The sequence below is a fragment of the Methylocystis sp. NC52PC genome, from assembly GCF_055698645.1.
On sequence record NZ_CP170127.1, the window covers coordinates 560845 to 577569 of the forward strand.

Sequence of the window (16725 nt, forward strand, 5' to 3'; positions counted from 1 at the left end):
GCATGAATATGACCCAGGTGAAAGAGGTCGTGACGACCGTCCTACGAGAACGTTTTGCAGAAAATGGCTACTCGAGCGCTGACGTTCACTTCAAACAGGACTTCGATGGCGAAGAAGTCATTCTCGTCACCCTTCACTTGTCAAAACCTGTCACGAACGTCGATGAGATTTATGATTCTGTTGGCGCGATCCGCAATCGGCTTCAATTAGAAGGCGACGATCGCTTTGTATTCATCAAGCAAGACTTTCCCAGCTCAACGACCCCTGGCGCAGGGGCCCATTGAGTATGTCTATGGCCGAGCGCCTCTTACTTGTCGCCGAACGCTCGCTCGGAGACGATAGTGGCTTGGCCTCGCGCCGGCGCGCTGTCAGCACAGCCTATTATTCGGTGTTTCATGCCCTCGCTCGCCTCTGTGCGGATGAGTTTCTGGGGATCGACGGAGACATTCATCAATCAGACGACTATGAGCGCGTTTATCGTGCGCTTGAACATAGGTCTATGAAAGCAGTGTTCGGCGGAAAGTCGGACGACAATCCAGCGGTCGCCAAGATCGGGGACGCGGTCGTCGAGCTTCAGAGCAGCAGGCATGACGCAGACTACCGCCCACCAACTTTCGCCTTTTCCGACATCGAAAGCACTAAGCTTCTGTTGGCCGCTCGGTCTATCCTCCAGGCCCTCGACCGACTTTCCCCCGAGGAGCGCCGCCGCTTGGCTGTGCGTCTGATCATCAAGAATCGAACATGAAACTCACCCTCTCCTGGCTCAAAGAGCATCTCGACACTTCCGCCACGCTCGCCGAGATCGTCGAGACGCTGACGCGCATCGGCCTCGAGGTCGAGCATGTGCACGATCCCGCCGCGCAGCTCAAAGCCTTCACGATCGCGCGAATTGTCGCGGCGACGCAGCATCCCAACGCCGACCGGCTGCGGGTCTGCAAGGTCGATACGGGCGCACCCGAACTGGTTCAAGTCGTCTGCGGCGCGCCGAACGCGCGCGCGGGGCTCAGGAGCGTCTTCTCGGCGCCGGGGACTTACATCCCCGGCAAGAAGATTACGCTCGGCAAAGGCGTCATCCGCGGCGTCGAATCGCTTGGCATGCTGTGCTCCTTCGAGGAGCTGGAGCTCGCGACGGAAAGCGAGGGCATCATCGAACTGCCCGAAGACGCGCCGGTCGGCGAAGTCTATGCGCAATGGGCCGGCCTCGACGATCCGGTCATCGAGATCAATCTCACGCCGAACCGGCCCGACGCCGCCGGCGTTTACGGCGTCGCGCGCGACCTGGCGGCGGCGGGCCTCGGCGTTCTCAAGGAGAAAGACATCCTCCCCGTCGAGGGCAAATTCCCCTGCCCCGTGGGCGTGACGCTGGATTTCGCCGAGAGCGACAAACATCTCGCCCCCTTCTTCGCACTGCGCCTCGTCAGGGGCGTCAAAAATGGCCCGAGCCCGGCCTGGATGCAGAAGCGTCTGCGCGAGATCGGCCTGCGGCCGATCAATGCGCTCGTCGACATCACCAATTTCATGACCTTCGACCGCGCGCGGCCGCTGCACGTCTTCGACGCGAAGAAAGTGAAGGGCGATCTCGTCGTGCGCAGCGCCAGAAAGGGCGAGACGCTGCTGGCGCTCGACGGCAAGACCCATGAGCTCGAGGCGGGCATGGTCGTGATCAGCGACGACCACGGCGTCGAATCGATCGCCGGCGTCATGGGCGGCGAGGTCTCGGGCTGCAACGACGACACGACCGACGTGCTGATCGAATCAGCCCTGTGGGATCCACAAAACATCGCCCACACGGGCCGCAAACTCGGCATCGTCACCGACGCGCGCTACCGTTTCGAGCGCGGCGTCGATCCCGACTTGGCCTTGCCCGGGATTGAACTCGCGACAAAACTCGTCGTCGATCTCTGCGGCGGCGAGGCTTCTCAGCTCGTCATCGCCGGCGCGGTTCCGCGCGAGCGGCGGGTCGTGGACTTCCCCTGGTCGGAAACGCAGCGCCTCGCCGGCGTCGACGTCTCGCAGGCGGAGGCGACGGCCATTCTCGAGCGCCTCGGCTTCACGGTTGAAAAGTCCGGGACGGAAGGCGCGCGCGTCACGACGCCGAGCTGGCGGCCGGACATCGAGGGCAAGGCCGACATCGTCGAAGAAATCGTGCGCATTCTTGGCGTCGACAACGTGCCGTCAACGCCCTTGCCTCGCGCCGAGGGCGTCGCGCCCCCCGTGCTGACCCTGATGCAGAAGCGCGCCCGCAACGCCCGGCGGGCGCTGGCGTCGCAGGGGCTCGTCGAGGCGGTCACCTGGTCGTTCATCGCCAAGGAGCAGGCCGAAGCCTTCGGCGGCGGCGCCCCGGGCCTCGCCCTCGCCAATCCGATCGCCGCCGATCTTTCCGACATGCGGCCGAGCCTGCTGCCGGGCCTCGTCGCCGCCGCCAACCGCAATGCGGCGCGCGGTCTCGGCGACCAGGACCTGTTCGAGGTCGGGCAGATCTTCCTCGACCCTTCCGAAAAGGGCCAGCGACTCTCCGCGGCCGGCATCCGCCGTGGCCTCGCGGGCGCAGGGCGGCACTGGTCGGCGCCGGCCCGGCGCGCCGGCGCCTTCGACGCCAAGGCGGACGCCTTGACTCTGCTCGACGCGCTCGGCGTCGCGACCGGCGGCCTGCAGGTCATCCCCGGCGGACCCGCCTGGTTCCATCCGGGCCGCTCGGCGACGCTGCAATTCGGCCCCAAGGCGATCGTCGGCCATTTCGGCGAATTGCACCCGCGCGCGCTGAAGGCGCTCGACGTGGAGGGCCCGATCGCCGCTTTCGAGATCATCCTCGACGCGCTGCCGGCCCCCAAGGCCAAGCCCACCAAGATCAAGCCGAAGCTGGAGCTCTCCGACCTCCAGCCGCTCTCCCGCGATTTCGCCTTCATAGTGGATCGAACGGCGCCGGCGGGTGATCTGGTCCGAGCCGTGGCCGGGGCCGACAAGACCCTCATTTCCGATGTGAGCGTCTTCGACGTCTATGAGGGCGTCGGCGTGCCGGAGGGCAGGAAGTCGGTCGGCGTCGCGGTGACGTTGCAGCCGCGCGAAAAAACCCTCACCGACGCGGAAATCGAGGCGGTGGCGCAGAAGATCGTCGCCGAGGCGGAAAGAAAATGCGGGGCGTCGCTGCGGTGAGGAAGGCGAAGGTCGGCGGCGCAGGCTCCGTCTCCTCGCGCGCGCAGGGGAAGACCATGGCCGTCACACGGGCGTTCGGACGCCCGCGCACAGTCGTGTTTGCAGCGCTTCTTGCAGGCGCCCTCGCGCCGTCCGCCGTCGCTGGCCCCCGGACGATCGACGACTGCGAGGCCATAAAGGACCCCAACGCCTACAATCTTTGCCTCGCGTCCTTCGGCCCGATGCGCGGCCAGCACGGCGCGAGCTACCCCGGCGTCGCCGCCGAAGGGGAGAAGCGCGGCGGCGGCGCTTCACGTGGCGGCCGCCGGGCGGCGGCGCGCCATTTGGGCCCCGCCGGCGCATCAATGAACTATTTGAGCGGCGGGCGCGTGCGCATGGAATTCACGCCAGGGCGCTGATGAAGGCCAAGCGGCGGCGCAACATCGCCTCTAAGCTGAGCACAAAAAGACCCTGCGCCGAATTTACCTCTTGGCAAACGGGCGCCGGCCCTTTAAATAAGCCGTTCCGGGGTTGACATAGGGCTTCGACCCCGCTTTCAGATTTGGAGCTTCCGCCCGAACCAAGGCTTTGTCAATGGCTTAGGAGACAGGCGGTGGATAGGCCGGCGGATCCGGGGGTAAAGCCTCGTGTCCCGTCCGGCCATGTCCTGTCCGAGACTGCCGGCGTCGTCGAAGGGGTTTCCACACCCCGAGCGACTCAATCGGCTGGAGGACGATCAGAGAAATCTGTCGTCCGAAAGCGGCCTGCACAGACGGGGAAACCGTAATTTTTGGCCGCTGGCTCGACCGCCAACGTCCTTTGAATTTGGTTCACGCCCCTTCAACCAGGGCTTTCGTCATCCGGCGAGGCGCTCTGGGGACAGGATCTACGGAGCCGTCCGCGCCCGCGGGCGGCAAGTCGCAACCGGCGGGTTCCTCCCGCCAGTTATGAAGAGAGCAACCGTGGATAGAGCGGAGAAAAAAGAAGCCGTCGCGGCGTTGCACCAGGTCTTTAATCAGGCCGGCGCAATCGTCGTTGCGCACTACTCCGGCTTGACGGTCGCCCAAATGCAGGCCCTGCGCAAGCGGGCCCGCGAAGAGGGCGCATCCGTTCAGGTCGCCAAGAACCGCCTCGCCAAGATCGCTCTGGATGGCGCGAGCGTCGCCGATTTCGGGACCCTGCTCAAGGGCCCGACCCTGATCGCCTATTCGGACGATCCGGTGGCGGCGCCGAAGGTGGCTGTGGCCTTCGCCAAGGACCATGACAAGTTCGTGATCCTGGGCGGCGCCATGGGCGCCACGTTGCTGAACCCGGACGGCGTCAAGTCGCTTGCGACCATGCCGTCTCTCGACGAACTGCGCGCCAAGCTCGTGGGCCTCATCCAGGCGCCCGCGACCAAGATCGCCCAGCTCTCGACCGCGCCTGCCGCCAAGCTCGCGCGCGTGTTCGGCGCCTACGCCAAGAAAGACGCGGCCTAAGAGGCGCGCAAACCAAGTCAAGAACCAAATTCAAAGGACGCAACTATGGCTAATCTCGAAAAGATCGTCGAAGACCTCTCGGCTCTCACCGTCCTCGAGGCGGCTGAGCTCGCCAAGCTGCTCGAAGAGAAGTGGGGCGTCTCCGCGGCCGCCGCCGTGGCTGTCGCCGCCGCGCCGGCCGCTGGCGCCGCCGCTCCGGCCGCCGAGGAGAAGACCGAGTTCAACGTGATCCTGGCCGCGGCCGGGGACAAGAAGATCGAGGTCATCAAGGAGGTCCGCGCGATCACCGGCCTCGGCCTGAAGGAAGCCAAGGACCTCGTCGAAGGCGCCCCGAAGCCGCTGAAGGAAGGCGCTTCGAAGGAAGAGGCCGAGAAGATCAAGGCGACCCTCGAGAAGGTCGGCGCCAAGATCGAGCTCAAGTAATTTCCCCGCCGCCTTCAAAGCGGCGGCGAGACGAGAATCGCGGTCCCGGCTCGAGCCGGGACCGCGCGCGGTTGATAAGGGGCGCTATGTGGCAGGCGCCCGACAGGGCGAGAGCGGCTCGAATGTGAGCAGGCCGCCCTCATGAGAGAGGCTCGAAAAGCGACATGGCTCAGACGTCGGCCCGCAAGTTCACCGGTCGCAAGCGCACCCGCAAGTTCTTCGGACACATCCGCGAAGCGGCGGCGATGCCCAATCTGATCGAGGTGCAGAAGGCCTCTTACGATCAATTCCTGCTTGTCGACGAGCCCAAGGGCGGCCGCCCCGACGAAGGCCTTCAGTCCGTCTTCAAATCCGTTTTTCCGATCTCCGACTTCTCGCAGGTCGCGCTGCTCGAATTCGTCCGCTATGAATTCGAACAGCCGAAATACGACGTCGACGAATGCCGCCAGCGCGGCATGACCTTCGCCGCGCCGCTGAAGGTGACGCTGCGCCTCATCGTGTTCGACGTCGATCCCGATACGCAGGCGAAGTCGGTCAAGGACATCAAGGAGCAGGACGTCTACATGGGCGACATGCCCTTCATGACGTCGAACGGCACCTTCATCGTCAACGGCACCGAGCGCGTCATCGTCTCGCAGATGCATCGTTCGCCGGGCGTGTTCTTCGACCACGACAAGGGCAAGAGCCACTCCTCCGGCAAGCTGCTGTTCGCCGCCCGCATCATTCCCTATCGCGGCTCCTGGCTCGACATCGAGTTCGACGCCAAGGACATCGTCTACGCCCGCATCGACCGCCGCCGCAAGATTCCGGTGACGTCGCTTTTGTTCGCGCTCGGCCTCGACGGCGAAGAGATTCTTTCGACCTTCTACAAGACCATCGCCTACAAGGCGGATGGCGAAAACTGGCGCATGCCCTTCGACGCCGAGCGCATGAAGGGCGTGAAGGCCGTCGCCGACATGATCGACGCCGACACCGGCCAGGTCATCCTGGAGGCCGGCAAGAAGCTCGCCGTGCGCGCTGCGCGCCAGCTCGCCGAAAAGGGCGTGAAGGCGATCCGCGTGTCGTCGGAAGACCTCTACGGCCAGTATCTCGCCGAAGATCTCTTCGACCCGGGCACGGGCGAGATTTTCGCGGAAGCCGGCGACGAGATCACCGCCAAGACGCTGCCGCTGCTGCTGGAGAAGGGCTTCGACGAGCTGCCGGTGCTCGACATCGACCATATCAACGTCGGCCCCTACATCCGCAACACGCTCGCGGTCGACAAGAATTCGAACCGCGAAGAAGCGCTGTTCGACATTTATCGCGTGATGCGCCCCGGCGAGCCGCCGACCATGGACACGGCGGAAGCCATGTTCCATTCGCTGTTCTTCGACGCGGAGCGCTACGACCTCTCGGCCGTCGGCCGCGTGAAGATGAACATGCGCCTCGATCTCGATGCGCCGGACACGGTGCGCACGCTGCGTCGTGAGGACATTCTCGCCGTGGTGAAGGCGCTTGTCGACCTGCGCGACGGCCGTGGCGAGATCGACGACATCGACCATCTCGGCAACCGCCGCGTCCGCTCGGTCGGCGAGCTGATGGAAAATCAGTATCGCCTCGGCCTTTTGCGCATGGAGCGCGCCATCAAGGAGCGCATGTCCTCGGTCGACATCGACACGGTCATGCCGCAGGATTTGATCAACGCCAAGCCCGCGGCCGCCGCGGTGCGCGAGTTCTTCGGCTCCTCGCAGCTCTCGCAGTTCATGGACCAGACCAACCCGCTTTCGGAGATCACGCACAAGCGTCGTCTCTCGGCGCTGGGTCCGGGCGGCCTGACGCGCGAGCGCGCCGGCTTCGAGGTGCGCGACGTGCACCCCACGCATTATGGCCGCATCTGCCCGATCGAAACGCCCGAAGGCCCGAACATCGGCCTGATCAACTCGCTGGCGACCTTCGCGCGCGTCAATAAATATGGCTTCATTGAAGCGCCTTACCGCCGCGTCCGCGACGGCAAGGTGACGGACGAGGTCGCCTATCTCTCGGCCATGGAAGAGTCGAAGTATCACGTCGCGCAGGCGAATGCGCCGATCGACGCCGACGGCAATCTGACGGAAGACCTCGTGCTCTGCCGTCACGCCGGCGACGTCATGCTGGTGCCGCGCGAAAAAGTCGACGCGATGGACGTGTCGCCCAAGCAGCTCGTCTCGGTCGCCGCGGCGCTGATCCCGTTCCTCGAGAACGACGACGCCAACCGCGCCCTCATGGGCTCGAACATGCAGCGTCAGGCCGTGCCGCTCGTCAAGGCCGACGCCCCGCTCGTCGGCACCGGCATGGAGCCGATCGTCGCGCGCGACTCGGGCGCCGCGATCGCCGCCCGCCGCACGGGCGTCGTCGACCAGATCGACGCGACGCGTATCGTCATCCGCGCCACGGAAGAGCAGGACCCCGCCAAGCCCGGCGTCGACATCTACCGGCTGATGAAGTTCCAGCGCTCGAACCAGTCGACCTGCATCAACCAGAAGCCGCTCGTGCGCGTCGGCGACGTCGTGCAAAAGGGCGACATCATCGCCGACGGCCCGTCGACGGACCTCGGCGATCTGGCGCTCGGCCGCAACGTGCTCGTCGCCTTCATGCCGTGGAACGGCTACAACTTCGAGGATTCGATCCTCCTCAACGAGCGCATCGTCAAGGAGGACGTGTTCACGTCGATCCATATCGACGAATTCGAAGTGATGGCGCGCGACACCAAGCTTGGTCCCGAAGAGATCACCCGCGACATTCCCAACGTCTCGGAAGAGACGCTGAAGAACCTGGACGAAGCGGGCATCGTCTATATCGGCGCCGAGGTGCAGGCGGGCGACATTCTCGTCGGCAAGATCACGCCAAAGGGCGAAAGCCCGATGACGCCGGAAGAAAAGCTTCTTCGCGCCATCTTCGGCGAGAAGGCGTCGGACGTGCGCGACACGTCCCTGCGCGTGCCGCCGGGCGTTCAGGGCACCATCGTCGAAGTGCGCGTCTTCAATCGCCACGGCGTCGAGAAGGACGAGCGCGCGCAGGCGATCGAGCGCGAGGAGATCGAGCGGCTCGCCAAGGACCGCGACGACGAGCTCGCGATCCTCGACCGCAACGTCTATGCGCGCCTCGGCGAAACCCTCATCGGCAAGAAGGCCATCGCCGGCCCGAAGAGCTTCAAGAAGGATCAGGTGCTGACGCAGGCGATCCTCGACGAATATCCGCGCTCGCAGTGGTGGACCTTCGTTATCGAGGACGACGCGCTGATGGCCTCGATCGAAGCCGTCCGCAAGCAGTACGACGAGTCGAAGAAGGGCCTCGAAAACCGCTTCCTCGACAAGGTCGAGAAGCTGCAGCGCGGCGACGAGCTGCCGCCCGGCGTGATGAAGATGGTCAAGGTCTTCGTCGCGGTGAAGCGCAAGATTCAGCCCGGCGACAAGATGGCCGGCCGTCACGGCAACAAGGGCGTCGTCTCGCGCATCGTGCCGCAGGAGGACATGCCTTTCCTCGAGGACGGCACGCCCGTGGACATCGTGCTCAACCCGCTGGGCGTGCCAAGCCGCATGAACGTCGGCCAGATTCTCGAGACGCATCTGGGCTGGGCCTGCGCGGGTCTGGGCAAGCAGGTCGGCAAGGCGGTCGACGCCTATATGCGCAGCAAGGACGCCACGCCGGTGCGCGAGGCCTTGAAGGACGTCTATGGTCCCGATCAGGAGCTCGATCACGTCGACGAAACGACGCTCATCGAGATCGGCAAGGATCTGAAGCGCGGCGTGCCGATCGCGACGCCGGTCTTCGACGGCGCGCGCGAGAAGGACATCGTCGACATGCTGACCAAGGCGGGGCTCGCCTCGTCGGGCCAGGTGACGCTTTTCGACGGCCGCACCGGCGAGGCCTTCGACCGCAAGGTGACCGTGGGCTACATTTATATGCTGAAGCTCCATCACCTCGTCGACGACAAGATCCACGCGCGCTCGATCGGCCCCTACTCGCTCGTCACCCAGCAGCCGCTGGGCGGCAAGGCGCAGTTCGGCGGCCAGCGTTTCGGCGAAATGGAGGTGTGGGCGCTCGAAGCCTATGGCGCCGCCTACACGCTGCAGGAAATGCTGACGGTGAAGTCCGACGACGTCGCGGGCCGCACCAAAGTCTATGAATCGATCGTGCGCGGCGACGACACTTTCGAATCCGGCATTCCGGAGAGCTTCAACGTGCTCATCAAGGAAATGCGTTCGCTGGCGCTCAATGTCGAGCTCACCAACGCCACGCCGGAGCAGGAAGAGATGGCGCCGTCCACCGCGGAGGCTGCGGAATAGTCGATGCGACTGTCCCCCGTCATGGCGAGCGCAGCATTCCAGAGCAGCAACGGCGGCTCTGGAATGCTTCGCTGCTTCGCTCTTGTGACGGCGTAGCCAACCCTTGAGATTTTACGACGCAGGCGGCGCGGCTCACGCGCCCCGGCGTCCCAGGAGAAGACCATGAATCAGCAAGAGGTCATGAATCTCTTCAATCCGGTCGTGGCGACGCAGGCCTTCGACCAGATCAGGATTTCGATCGCCAGCCCGGAGAAAATCCTCTCCTGGTCGTTCGGCGAGATCAAGAAGCCCGAGACGATCAACTACCGCACGTTCAAGCCCGAACGCGACGGTCTGTTCTGCGCGCGCATCTTCGGGCCGATCAAGGACTACGAGTGCTTGTGCGGCAAGTACAAGCGCATGAAATACAAGGGCGTCATCTGCGAGAAGTGCGGCGTCGAAGTCACGCTCGCGCGCGTGCGGCGCGACCGGATGGGCCATATCTCGCTCGCCGCGCCCGTCGCGCATATCTGGTTCCTGAAGTCGCTGCCCTCGCGCATCGGCCTTCTGCTCGATATGACGCTGAAGGATCTCGAGCGCATCCTCTACTTCGAGTCCTATATCGTCATTGATCCGGGCCTCACCCCGCTCAAGGAGCGCCAGCTCCTCTCGGAAGAGGAATATCTCACCGCGCAGGACGAGTTCGGCCAGGACACGTTCACCGCCATGATCGGCGCCGAGGCGATCCGCCGGCTGCTCGAGTCGATGGACCTCGAGGGCATCGCCGCGTCCCTGCGTCAGGAGATCGCCGAGGCGAAGACCGAGCTCAAGCCCAAGAAGCTCGCCAAGCGCTTGAAGATCATCGAGGCCTTCATCCAGTCGGGCAATCGGCCGGAGTGGATGATCCTGAAGGAAATCCCGGTCATCCCGCCGGATCTGCGTCCGCTCGTCCCGCTCGACGGCGGGCGCTTCGCGACGTCGGACTTGAATGATCTCTACCGCCGCGTAATCAACCGCAACAACCGCCTGAAGCGCTTGATCGAGCTGCGCGCGCCGGACATCATCATCCGCAACGAAAAGCGCATGCTGCAGGAGGCCGTCGACGCGCTGTTCGACAACGGCCGCCGCGGCCGCGTCATCACGGGCGCCAACAAGCGCCCGCTGAAGTCGCTCGCCGACATGCTGAAGGGCAAGCAGGGCCGCTTCCGCCAGAATCTGCTCGGCAAGCGCGTCGACTATTCGGGCCGCTCGGTGATCGTCGTCGGTCCGGAGCTCAAACTGCATCAATGCGGCCTGCCAAAGAAGATGGCGCTGGAGCTGTTCAAGCCCTTCATCTATTCGCGTCTCGACGCCAAGGGCTATTCGGCGACCGTGAAGCAGGCCAAGAAGCTCGTGGAGAAAGAGAAGCCCGAAGTCTGGGACATCCTCGACGAGGTCATTCGCGAGCATCCGGTTCTCCTGAACCGCGCGCCGACGCTGCATCGTCTCGGCATTCAGGCCTTCGAGCCGGTGCTGATCGAGGGCAAGGCGATCCAGCTGCATCCGCTCGTCTGCGCGGCCTTCAACGCCGACTTCGACGGCGACCAGATGGCCGTGCACGTGCCGCTGTCGCTCGAAGCGCAGTTGGAAGCGCGCGTGCTGATGATGTCGACGAACAACATCCTGCACCCGGCGAATGGTCAGCCCATCATCGTGCCGTCGCAGGACATTGTTCTGGGCCTCTATTATCTGACGCTGGAGCGCGACGGCGAGCCGGGCCAGGGCATGTGCTTCGCCAATCAGGGCGAGATCGAGCACGCGCTCGCCGCCAAGGCCATCACGCTGCACACGAAGATCAAGGGCCGCGGCTGGACCTATGACGCGGCGGGCAAGCGCGTGGCGAAAATCTACGACACCACGCCGGGCCGCATGATGCTCGCCCAGCTTCTGCCCAAGCACACGAAGATCCCCTTCGACGTCGTCAACAAGCTGATGACCAAGAAAGAGATCTCGAACATGATCGACACCGTCTACCGCAACTGCGGTCAGAAGGAGACGGTCATTTTCTGCGACCGCATCATGGCGCTCGGCTTCCGCGAAGCCTTCAAGGCCGGCATCTCCTTCGGAAAGGACGACATGGTCGTGCCGGAGACGAAGGAGAAGATCGTCTCCGAGACGCGCGCCGCCGCGAAAGAATATGAGCAGCAGTACAACGACGGCCTCATCACCCAGGGTGAGAAATACAACAAGGTCGTCGACGCCTGGATGAAGTGCACGGACAAGCTCGCCGAGGAGATGATGCAGCGCATCTCCGCGGTGCGTAAGGACGAGCACGGCCGCGACGTGCCGATCAATTCGATCTACATGATGTCGCACTCCGGCGCGCGCGGTTCGCCGCAGCAGATGAAGCAGCTCGCCGCCATGCGCGGCCTGATGGCGAAGCCGTCGGGCGAGATCATCGAGAGCCCGATCATCTCGAACTTCAAGGAAGGGCTGACGGTTCTCGAATACTTCAACTCCACCCACGGCGCCCGCAAGGGCCTCGCGGATACGGCGTTGAAGACCGCGAACTCGGGCTATCTCACCCGTCGTCTCGTCGACGTCGCGCAGGATTCGATCATCTCGTCCACGGACTGTGGGTCGCAGAACGGCATCCGCATGCGCGCCATCATCGACGCCGGCCAGGTCGTCGCGTCGCTGGCGACGCGTATCCTCGGCCGCACGGCGGCGGAGGATCTCAAGGCGCCGGACGGCAGGGTCATCGTCCCCGCGGGCGAGATGATCCAGGAGTGGCATATCGAGCCGATCAACGCCGCCGGCATTCAGGAGGTGAAGATCCGCTCGGTCTTGACCTGCGAGGCCAAGAACGGTGTCTGCGCCAAATGCTATGGCCGCGACCTCGCGCGCGGCACGCCCGTCAATATGGGCGAGGCCGTGGGCGTCATCGCGGCGCAGTCGATTGGCGAGCCGGGCACGCAGCTCACCATGCGCACCTTCCACATCGGCGGCGCGGCGCAGCTCGCGGACCAGTCCTTCATCGAGTCGAATTTCGAGGGCACGGTGCATGTGCGCAACCGCCATGTCGCCCGCAACTCGGACGGCGACCTCATCGTCATGGCGCGCAACGTCGCCATCGTGATCCTCGGGCCGGACGGCGCCGAGCGCGCGGTGAACCGCATCCAATACGGCGCCAAGCTGAAGGTCGACGAAGGCGACAAGGTCAAGCGCGGCCAGCGCATCGCCGAGTGGGACCCCTATACGCGTCCCATCATCAGCGAGGTGGACGGCGTCATCGGCTTCGAGGACCTCGTCGAAGGCCAGTCGATGTCGGAGACGGTCGACGAATCGACCGGCATCGCCAAGCGCATGGTCATGGACTGGCGCCTCAATCTGCGCTCGGCGAGCCTCAAGCCCGCGATCGTCATCAAGAGCGCGGACGGCAAGATCGCCAAGCTGCAGCGCGGCGGCGACGCCCGCTATCTGCTGCCTGTCGACTCGATCATCGCGGTCGAGCCCGGCGGCACGGTGAAGGCCGGCGACATTGTCGCGCGTATCTCGGTCGAAAGCGCCAAGACCCGCGACATCACCGGCGGTCTTCCGCGCGTCGCGGAGCTCTTCGAGGCGCGCCGGCCGAAGGATCACGCGATCATCGCGGAGATCTCGGGCACCGTTCAGTTCGGCCGCGACTACAAGAACAAGCAGCGTCTCAGCATCGTGCCGTCGGAAGAGGGCGCGGAGCCGGTCGAATATCTGATCCCGAAGGGCAAGCACATTCACCTTCAGGATGGCGACGTCGTCGAAAAGGGCGATTACATCGTCGACGGCAATCCGGCGCCGCACGACATTCTGGCGATCAAGGGCGTGGAGGAGCTTGCGGCCTACCTCGTCAACGAGATCCAGGAGGTCTATCGTCTGCAGGGCGTGAACATCAACGACAAGCACATCGAAGTGATCGTGCGTCAGATGCTTCAGAAGATCGACATCACCGATCCGGGCGACACCGGCTTCCTCGAAGGCGAGCAGGTGGATCACGTCGAGCTCGACGAGGCGAACGCCAGGGCGATCGAGAACGGCGGCAAGCCCGCGAGCGGGACGCCGGTGCTGCTCGGCATCACCAAGGCGTCGCTGCAGACGCGCTCCTTCTTCTCCGCCGCCTCCTTCCAGGAGACGACGCGCGTCCTCACCGAGGCCGCCGTCAACGGCAAGATCGACCCGCTGGTCGGCCTCAAGGAGAACGTCATCGTCGGCCGTCTCATCCCGGCCGGCACGGGCGCAGCGATGGCCAAGTTCCGCGGCATCGCATCGGGCCGCGACGACCTGATCATCGAGCAGCGGGCCGAGGCGGCCGAGCCGGCCCCGGCGCTGCCGCCGGCGGAGTAAGAGCCTGGTGAAAAAGAAGGCCGCCCGCGAGGGCGGCCTTTCTTCTTTGGGTTATCCGCTTGTGCGGTCCGTCATGGCCGCGGCTTGTCCCGCCGGCGCGCATCCGGCAGCTCGCGCCAGAGAGGCGCCGCGTGGACAACCGCGACAGGCGCGGGCGTCACAGGCGCGCGAGGCGGCGATACTGGTTGAAAACGAAGAGATGGCGTTCGTGTCTTCCATCCTTTCCCTCCTGAGGAGCCTCCCCGCCCGCGCCGCGCGCGCGCTGATCCTCGTCTATCGCGTGACTTTCTCCGCCTTCGCCGGGCGGAGTTGCCGCTATGCGCCGACGTGCTCGGAATATGCGGAGGAGGCCATTGCAAAACATGGCCTGTGGGCGGGAGGCTGGATGGGCTTTGCGCGCATTTGCCGATGCCGGCCGGGCGGCGGCGAGGGATTCGACCCCGTTCCGGAGCGCCTGCCCGCAGGCGCCAGCGCGTTCACCCCCTGGCGCTATGCGCGGTGGCGGGGACCGTTTCGCTGTGAGGAGGTCGACGAGTAGCTTTGCTTTGGGGGCTCCCTGGGCGACCGGCCTGAGCCGTTACGACTTCGCCATCAGCTCCAGCGCCAGACCGTAAATCCGCGTGCGCGACGCCTCGGGCAAGGTGCGCAGCACTTCGAGATAGGTTTGTCCCGCGGCGCACATCCTGGCGTCGTCCAGTGGCGGGTCGGGCATTTTGCCGTCGAGCAGCGCATCGATTTCCGCCTTGTCGAGGCCGCGCGCGGCGAGCGCCGTCTCGAGCGTCTTGAAATCCGCCTCGGTCGGCTGGCTGCGGGCGAGGTTTTTGGTCTTGCCGCTCACCATCGCCTCGAGGCTGGCGATCGCCATCTGGGCGACGAGCGGACGCCGCGCCGCGGCGAAGCGCTGGAAGTCCTGATTGGTCGCGCCATAGAGAAAGCCGACGCATAATTTCTTGTCTTCCCGCGCCACGGCCTGCAACACCGCGAGCTGCTCGGCGAAGACGCGCGACATCGCCTCGGGATCGGCCTTGGCGGCGAGGCTGCCGCGCGACTGGCGCAGCCGCCGCACCGCCTCGGAGAGATAGTAATCGACGCTCTGTTCGGTCTTCGTCTGCGAGAGCCGCTCGGCGAACTCCTGCAGCGTCTTTTCGTAATCGCCGGTGAAGGTTTCGCGCAGCCGCGCGAAGAAGCGCGCATATTCCGGCGCCTGCGCGATCTCGGTCTCGACGATCTGCCGCGCCGTGGCGAGGTCGATCGGGCCGCTCAACGCGCCGAAGGCCCCGCCCGGCCGCGCCGGGCTGAACGCCAGGATCATCATGCCGACGCCGAGACAGATTGCGACGACGGCGGCGGCGGCGAGCGCCAGAATTCTTTCCACAAAGAGCATTCAGCGAGCCTGCGAGCGGAGCGGAGGTTGAATTTATGCAAAGGCGGCGGGCCTGAAAAGCGACTCTACGCTTTTTCGGCCCCGCCGCTTCTGATCGCGGCGCCGCGTAGCCGCGCGAGGCGGGCGCTTTCGGCGCGATGCGCGACAAGGAGCGCGATATGCCGGTTGAGGTCATAAGTCCAATGGCCGCGGCGCGCCCGCTCGGCGCGCAGGGCGCGTTCGATCTCCCGAACCACCCGCCGTGCGGCCTGGGGCGTTTCGCTCGCAATGATCTCCTGCGAGAGGCGGTGAAAGCGCGACAGCGCATGGGCGCGGTTATAGGCGGCGAGACTTGCGTCGAGCGCCGCGTCGACAGCGGGCCGCGCCGCCGCCTCCAGCCTCTCGAAAGCCTGTCTCTTTGCGCCAAGGGAGCCAAGGGAGCTTTGGGTTCTGGTCATGTCTCGATCCTCCAGGCGCGAAGGATCGACCGAGATCGGCGCCCTGGGGAAAGAATTTTTTCCCAATTATATACTTGACAAAGCGTTGCCCGTCTTTTACAACAAACCAAGACGTTAGCCAAATGCGCCCGTTTTGGATAGTCAAGCTCAAGTGCTGAATTGATCCCTAAAGCGGCAGATTTCTAGGACTTTAGACCGATGGTTGACCTAACCGATCCTATCTTCACCGACGCCGACGCGGCCCGTCGTCATCTTGAAGCTCAGGTTTGGCCGAATGGCCCGATCTGCCCGCATTGCGGCAACGCCGCGCAGGACCGAATCACCGCCCTCAAAGGCAAGTCGCACCGCCCCGGCCTGTATCAGTGCATGGAATGCCGCGAGCAGTTCACCGTGACCGTGGGCTCAGCGTTCGAGCGCTCCAAAATCCCGCTAAACAAGTGGCTGCTGGCGACTTACCTGCTGAACGCCTCCAAGAAAGGCTACAGCGCCCACCAACTGCACCGCACGCTTGGCGTCACTTACAAGACGGCTTGGTTTATGTTTCACCGCATCCGCGAGGCGATGAAGGCCGACCCCGCCGAGACCGGCCCCCTTGGCGGCGAAGGCAAGATCGTCGAAGCCGACGAAACTTACTTCGGCCCGAAAGAGACCGTCACCAAGCGCACGAAGCACGGCAAGCCGTCGCATTCCAGCAAGCGCGCCGTTGTCGCTCTCGTCGAGCGCGGCGGCTCAGTCCGCTCGTTCCACGTTGACAGCGCCACCAAGGACACCGTGCGCACGATCCTCGTCACCAACGTCTGCCGCTCAACCCGCCTGCATACGGACGAAGCCCGCATGTATATCGAGGTCGGCAAAGAGTTCGCTGGTCATGAGACCGTGTGCCACAGCGCCGAGGAATACGTGCGCGGCAACGTTCACACGAACACAATCGAAGGCTTTTTCAGCATCTTCAAACGCGGCATGAAGGGCATCTACCAGCATTGCTCAGAGAAGCACTTGCACCGCTATCTGGTCGAGTTCGACCACCGCTATAACACCCGCGCCAAGCTCGGTTACACCGACGCCATGCCCGCCGACAAGGCGCTGGCCGGCATCAAAGGGCGTCGCCTGTATTATCGGCGACCTGACGAAGCCGCGAACGCGTAAACAGGAGGCGCGTAAGTTCCTGCGCTGGCGCAAACACAACATTAACAAAACTTAATCGTAAATAAGGCCAGCCGCAGCAGAGC

12 protein-coding genes are annotated in these 16725 nt (G+C 64.5%); 10 read left to right on the top strand and 2 right to left on the bottom strand.

Annotation, left to right across the window (positions count from 1 at the left end; translation table 11 throughout):
* The first annotated feature begins 2 nt into the window (after positions 1-2).
* The 9 genes from ACETII_RS04595 to yidD all read left to right on the top strand — a co-directional run bounded on the left by ACETII_RS04595 (position 3) and on the right by yidD (position 14213).
* Positions 3-284 (top strand): hypothetical protein, encoded by a 282-nt coding sequence (locus ACETII_RS04595; RefSeq protein WP_472787293.1) that lies wholly within the window; start codon positions 3-5, stop codon positions 282-284.
* An 8-nt stretch (positions 285-292) separates the two neighbouring features.
* Positions 293-745, top strand: coding sequence for a hypothetical protein (locus ACETII_RS04600; protein WP_472787294.1), 453 nt, complete (start codon positions 293-295; stop codon positions 743-745).
* Positions 742-3153, top strand: coding sequence for a phenylalanine--tRNA ligase subunit beta (gene pheT / locus ACETII_RS04605; protein ID WP_472787295.1), 2412 nt, complete (start codon positions 742-744; stop codon positions 3151-3153). The genes ACETII_RS04600 and pheT overlap by 4 nt, the downstream gene beginning before the upstream one ends.
* Positions 3132-3551 (top strand): hypothetical protein, encoded by a 420-nt coding sequence (locus tag ACETII_RS04610; protein WP_472787296.1) that lies wholly within the window; start codon positions 3132-3134, stop codon positions 3549-3551. The genes pheT and ACETII_RS04610 overlap by 22 nt, the downstream gene beginning before the upstream one ends.
* Before the next feature lie 543 nt (positions 3552-4094).
* Positions 4095-4610 (top strand): 50S ribosomal protein L10, encoded by a 516-nt coding sequence (gene rplJ, locus ACETII_RS04615; protein WP_363349736.1) that lies wholly within the window; start codon positions 4095-4097, stop codon positions 4608-4610.
* Between the two features lie 45 nt (positions 4611-4655).
* Complete coding sequence (gene rplL / locus ACETII_RS04620; protein WP_363349737.1) at positions 4656-5033, top strand: 50S ribosomal protein L7/L12; 378 nt, start codon at positions 4656-4658, stop codon at positions 5031-5033.
* A gap of 164 nt (positions 5034-5197) precedes the next feature.
* On the top strand, positions 5198-9337 hold the full coding sequence (rpoB, locus tag ACETII_RS04625) for a DNA-directed RNA polymerase subunit beta (protein ID WP_363349738.1): 4140 nt from the start codon (positions 5198-5200) through the stop codon (positions 9335-9337).
* Between the two features lie 162 nt (positions 9338-9499).
* Positions 9500-13675: a DNA-directed RNA polymerase subunit beta' gene (rpoC, locus tag ACETII_RS04630; protein WP_363349739.1), complete on the top strand. Its 4176-nt coding sequence runs from the start codon at positions 9500-9502 to the stop codon at positions 13673-13675.
* Positions 13676-13883: 208 nt separating this feature from the next.
* A complete protein-coding gene (yidD, locus tag ACETII_RS04635; RefSeq protein ID WP_472787297.1) occupies positions 13884-14213 on the top strand; it encodes a membrane protein insertion efficiency factor YidD in 330 nt (109 codons plus the stop codon).
* A gap of 39 nt (positions 14214-14252) precedes the next feature.
* Here yidD and ACETII_RS04640 read toward each other — a convergent pair whose 3' ends face one another.
* A complete protein-coding gene (locus tag ACETII_RS04640) occupies positions 14253-15059 on the bottom strand; it encodes a hypothetical protein (protein WP_472787298.1) in 807 nt (268 codons plus the stop codon).
* 65 nt (positions 15060-15124) lie between these two features.
* Positions 15125-15496 (bottom strand): hypothetical protein, encoded by a 372-nt coding sequence (locus ACETII_RS04645; RefSeq protein ID WP_472787299.1) that lies wholly within the window; start codon positions 15494-15496, stop codon positions 15125-15127.
* 198 nt (positions 15497-15694) lie between these two features.
* Between ACETII_RS04645 and ACETII_RS04650 the strand changes: the two genes are divergently transcribed.
* Complete coding sequence (locus ACETII_RS04650; protein WP_472787300.1) at positions 15695-16642, top strand: IS1595 family transposase; 948 nt, start codon at positions 15695-15697, stop codon at positions 16640-16642.
* The last annotated feature ends 83 nt before the right edge of the window (positions 16643-16725 follow it).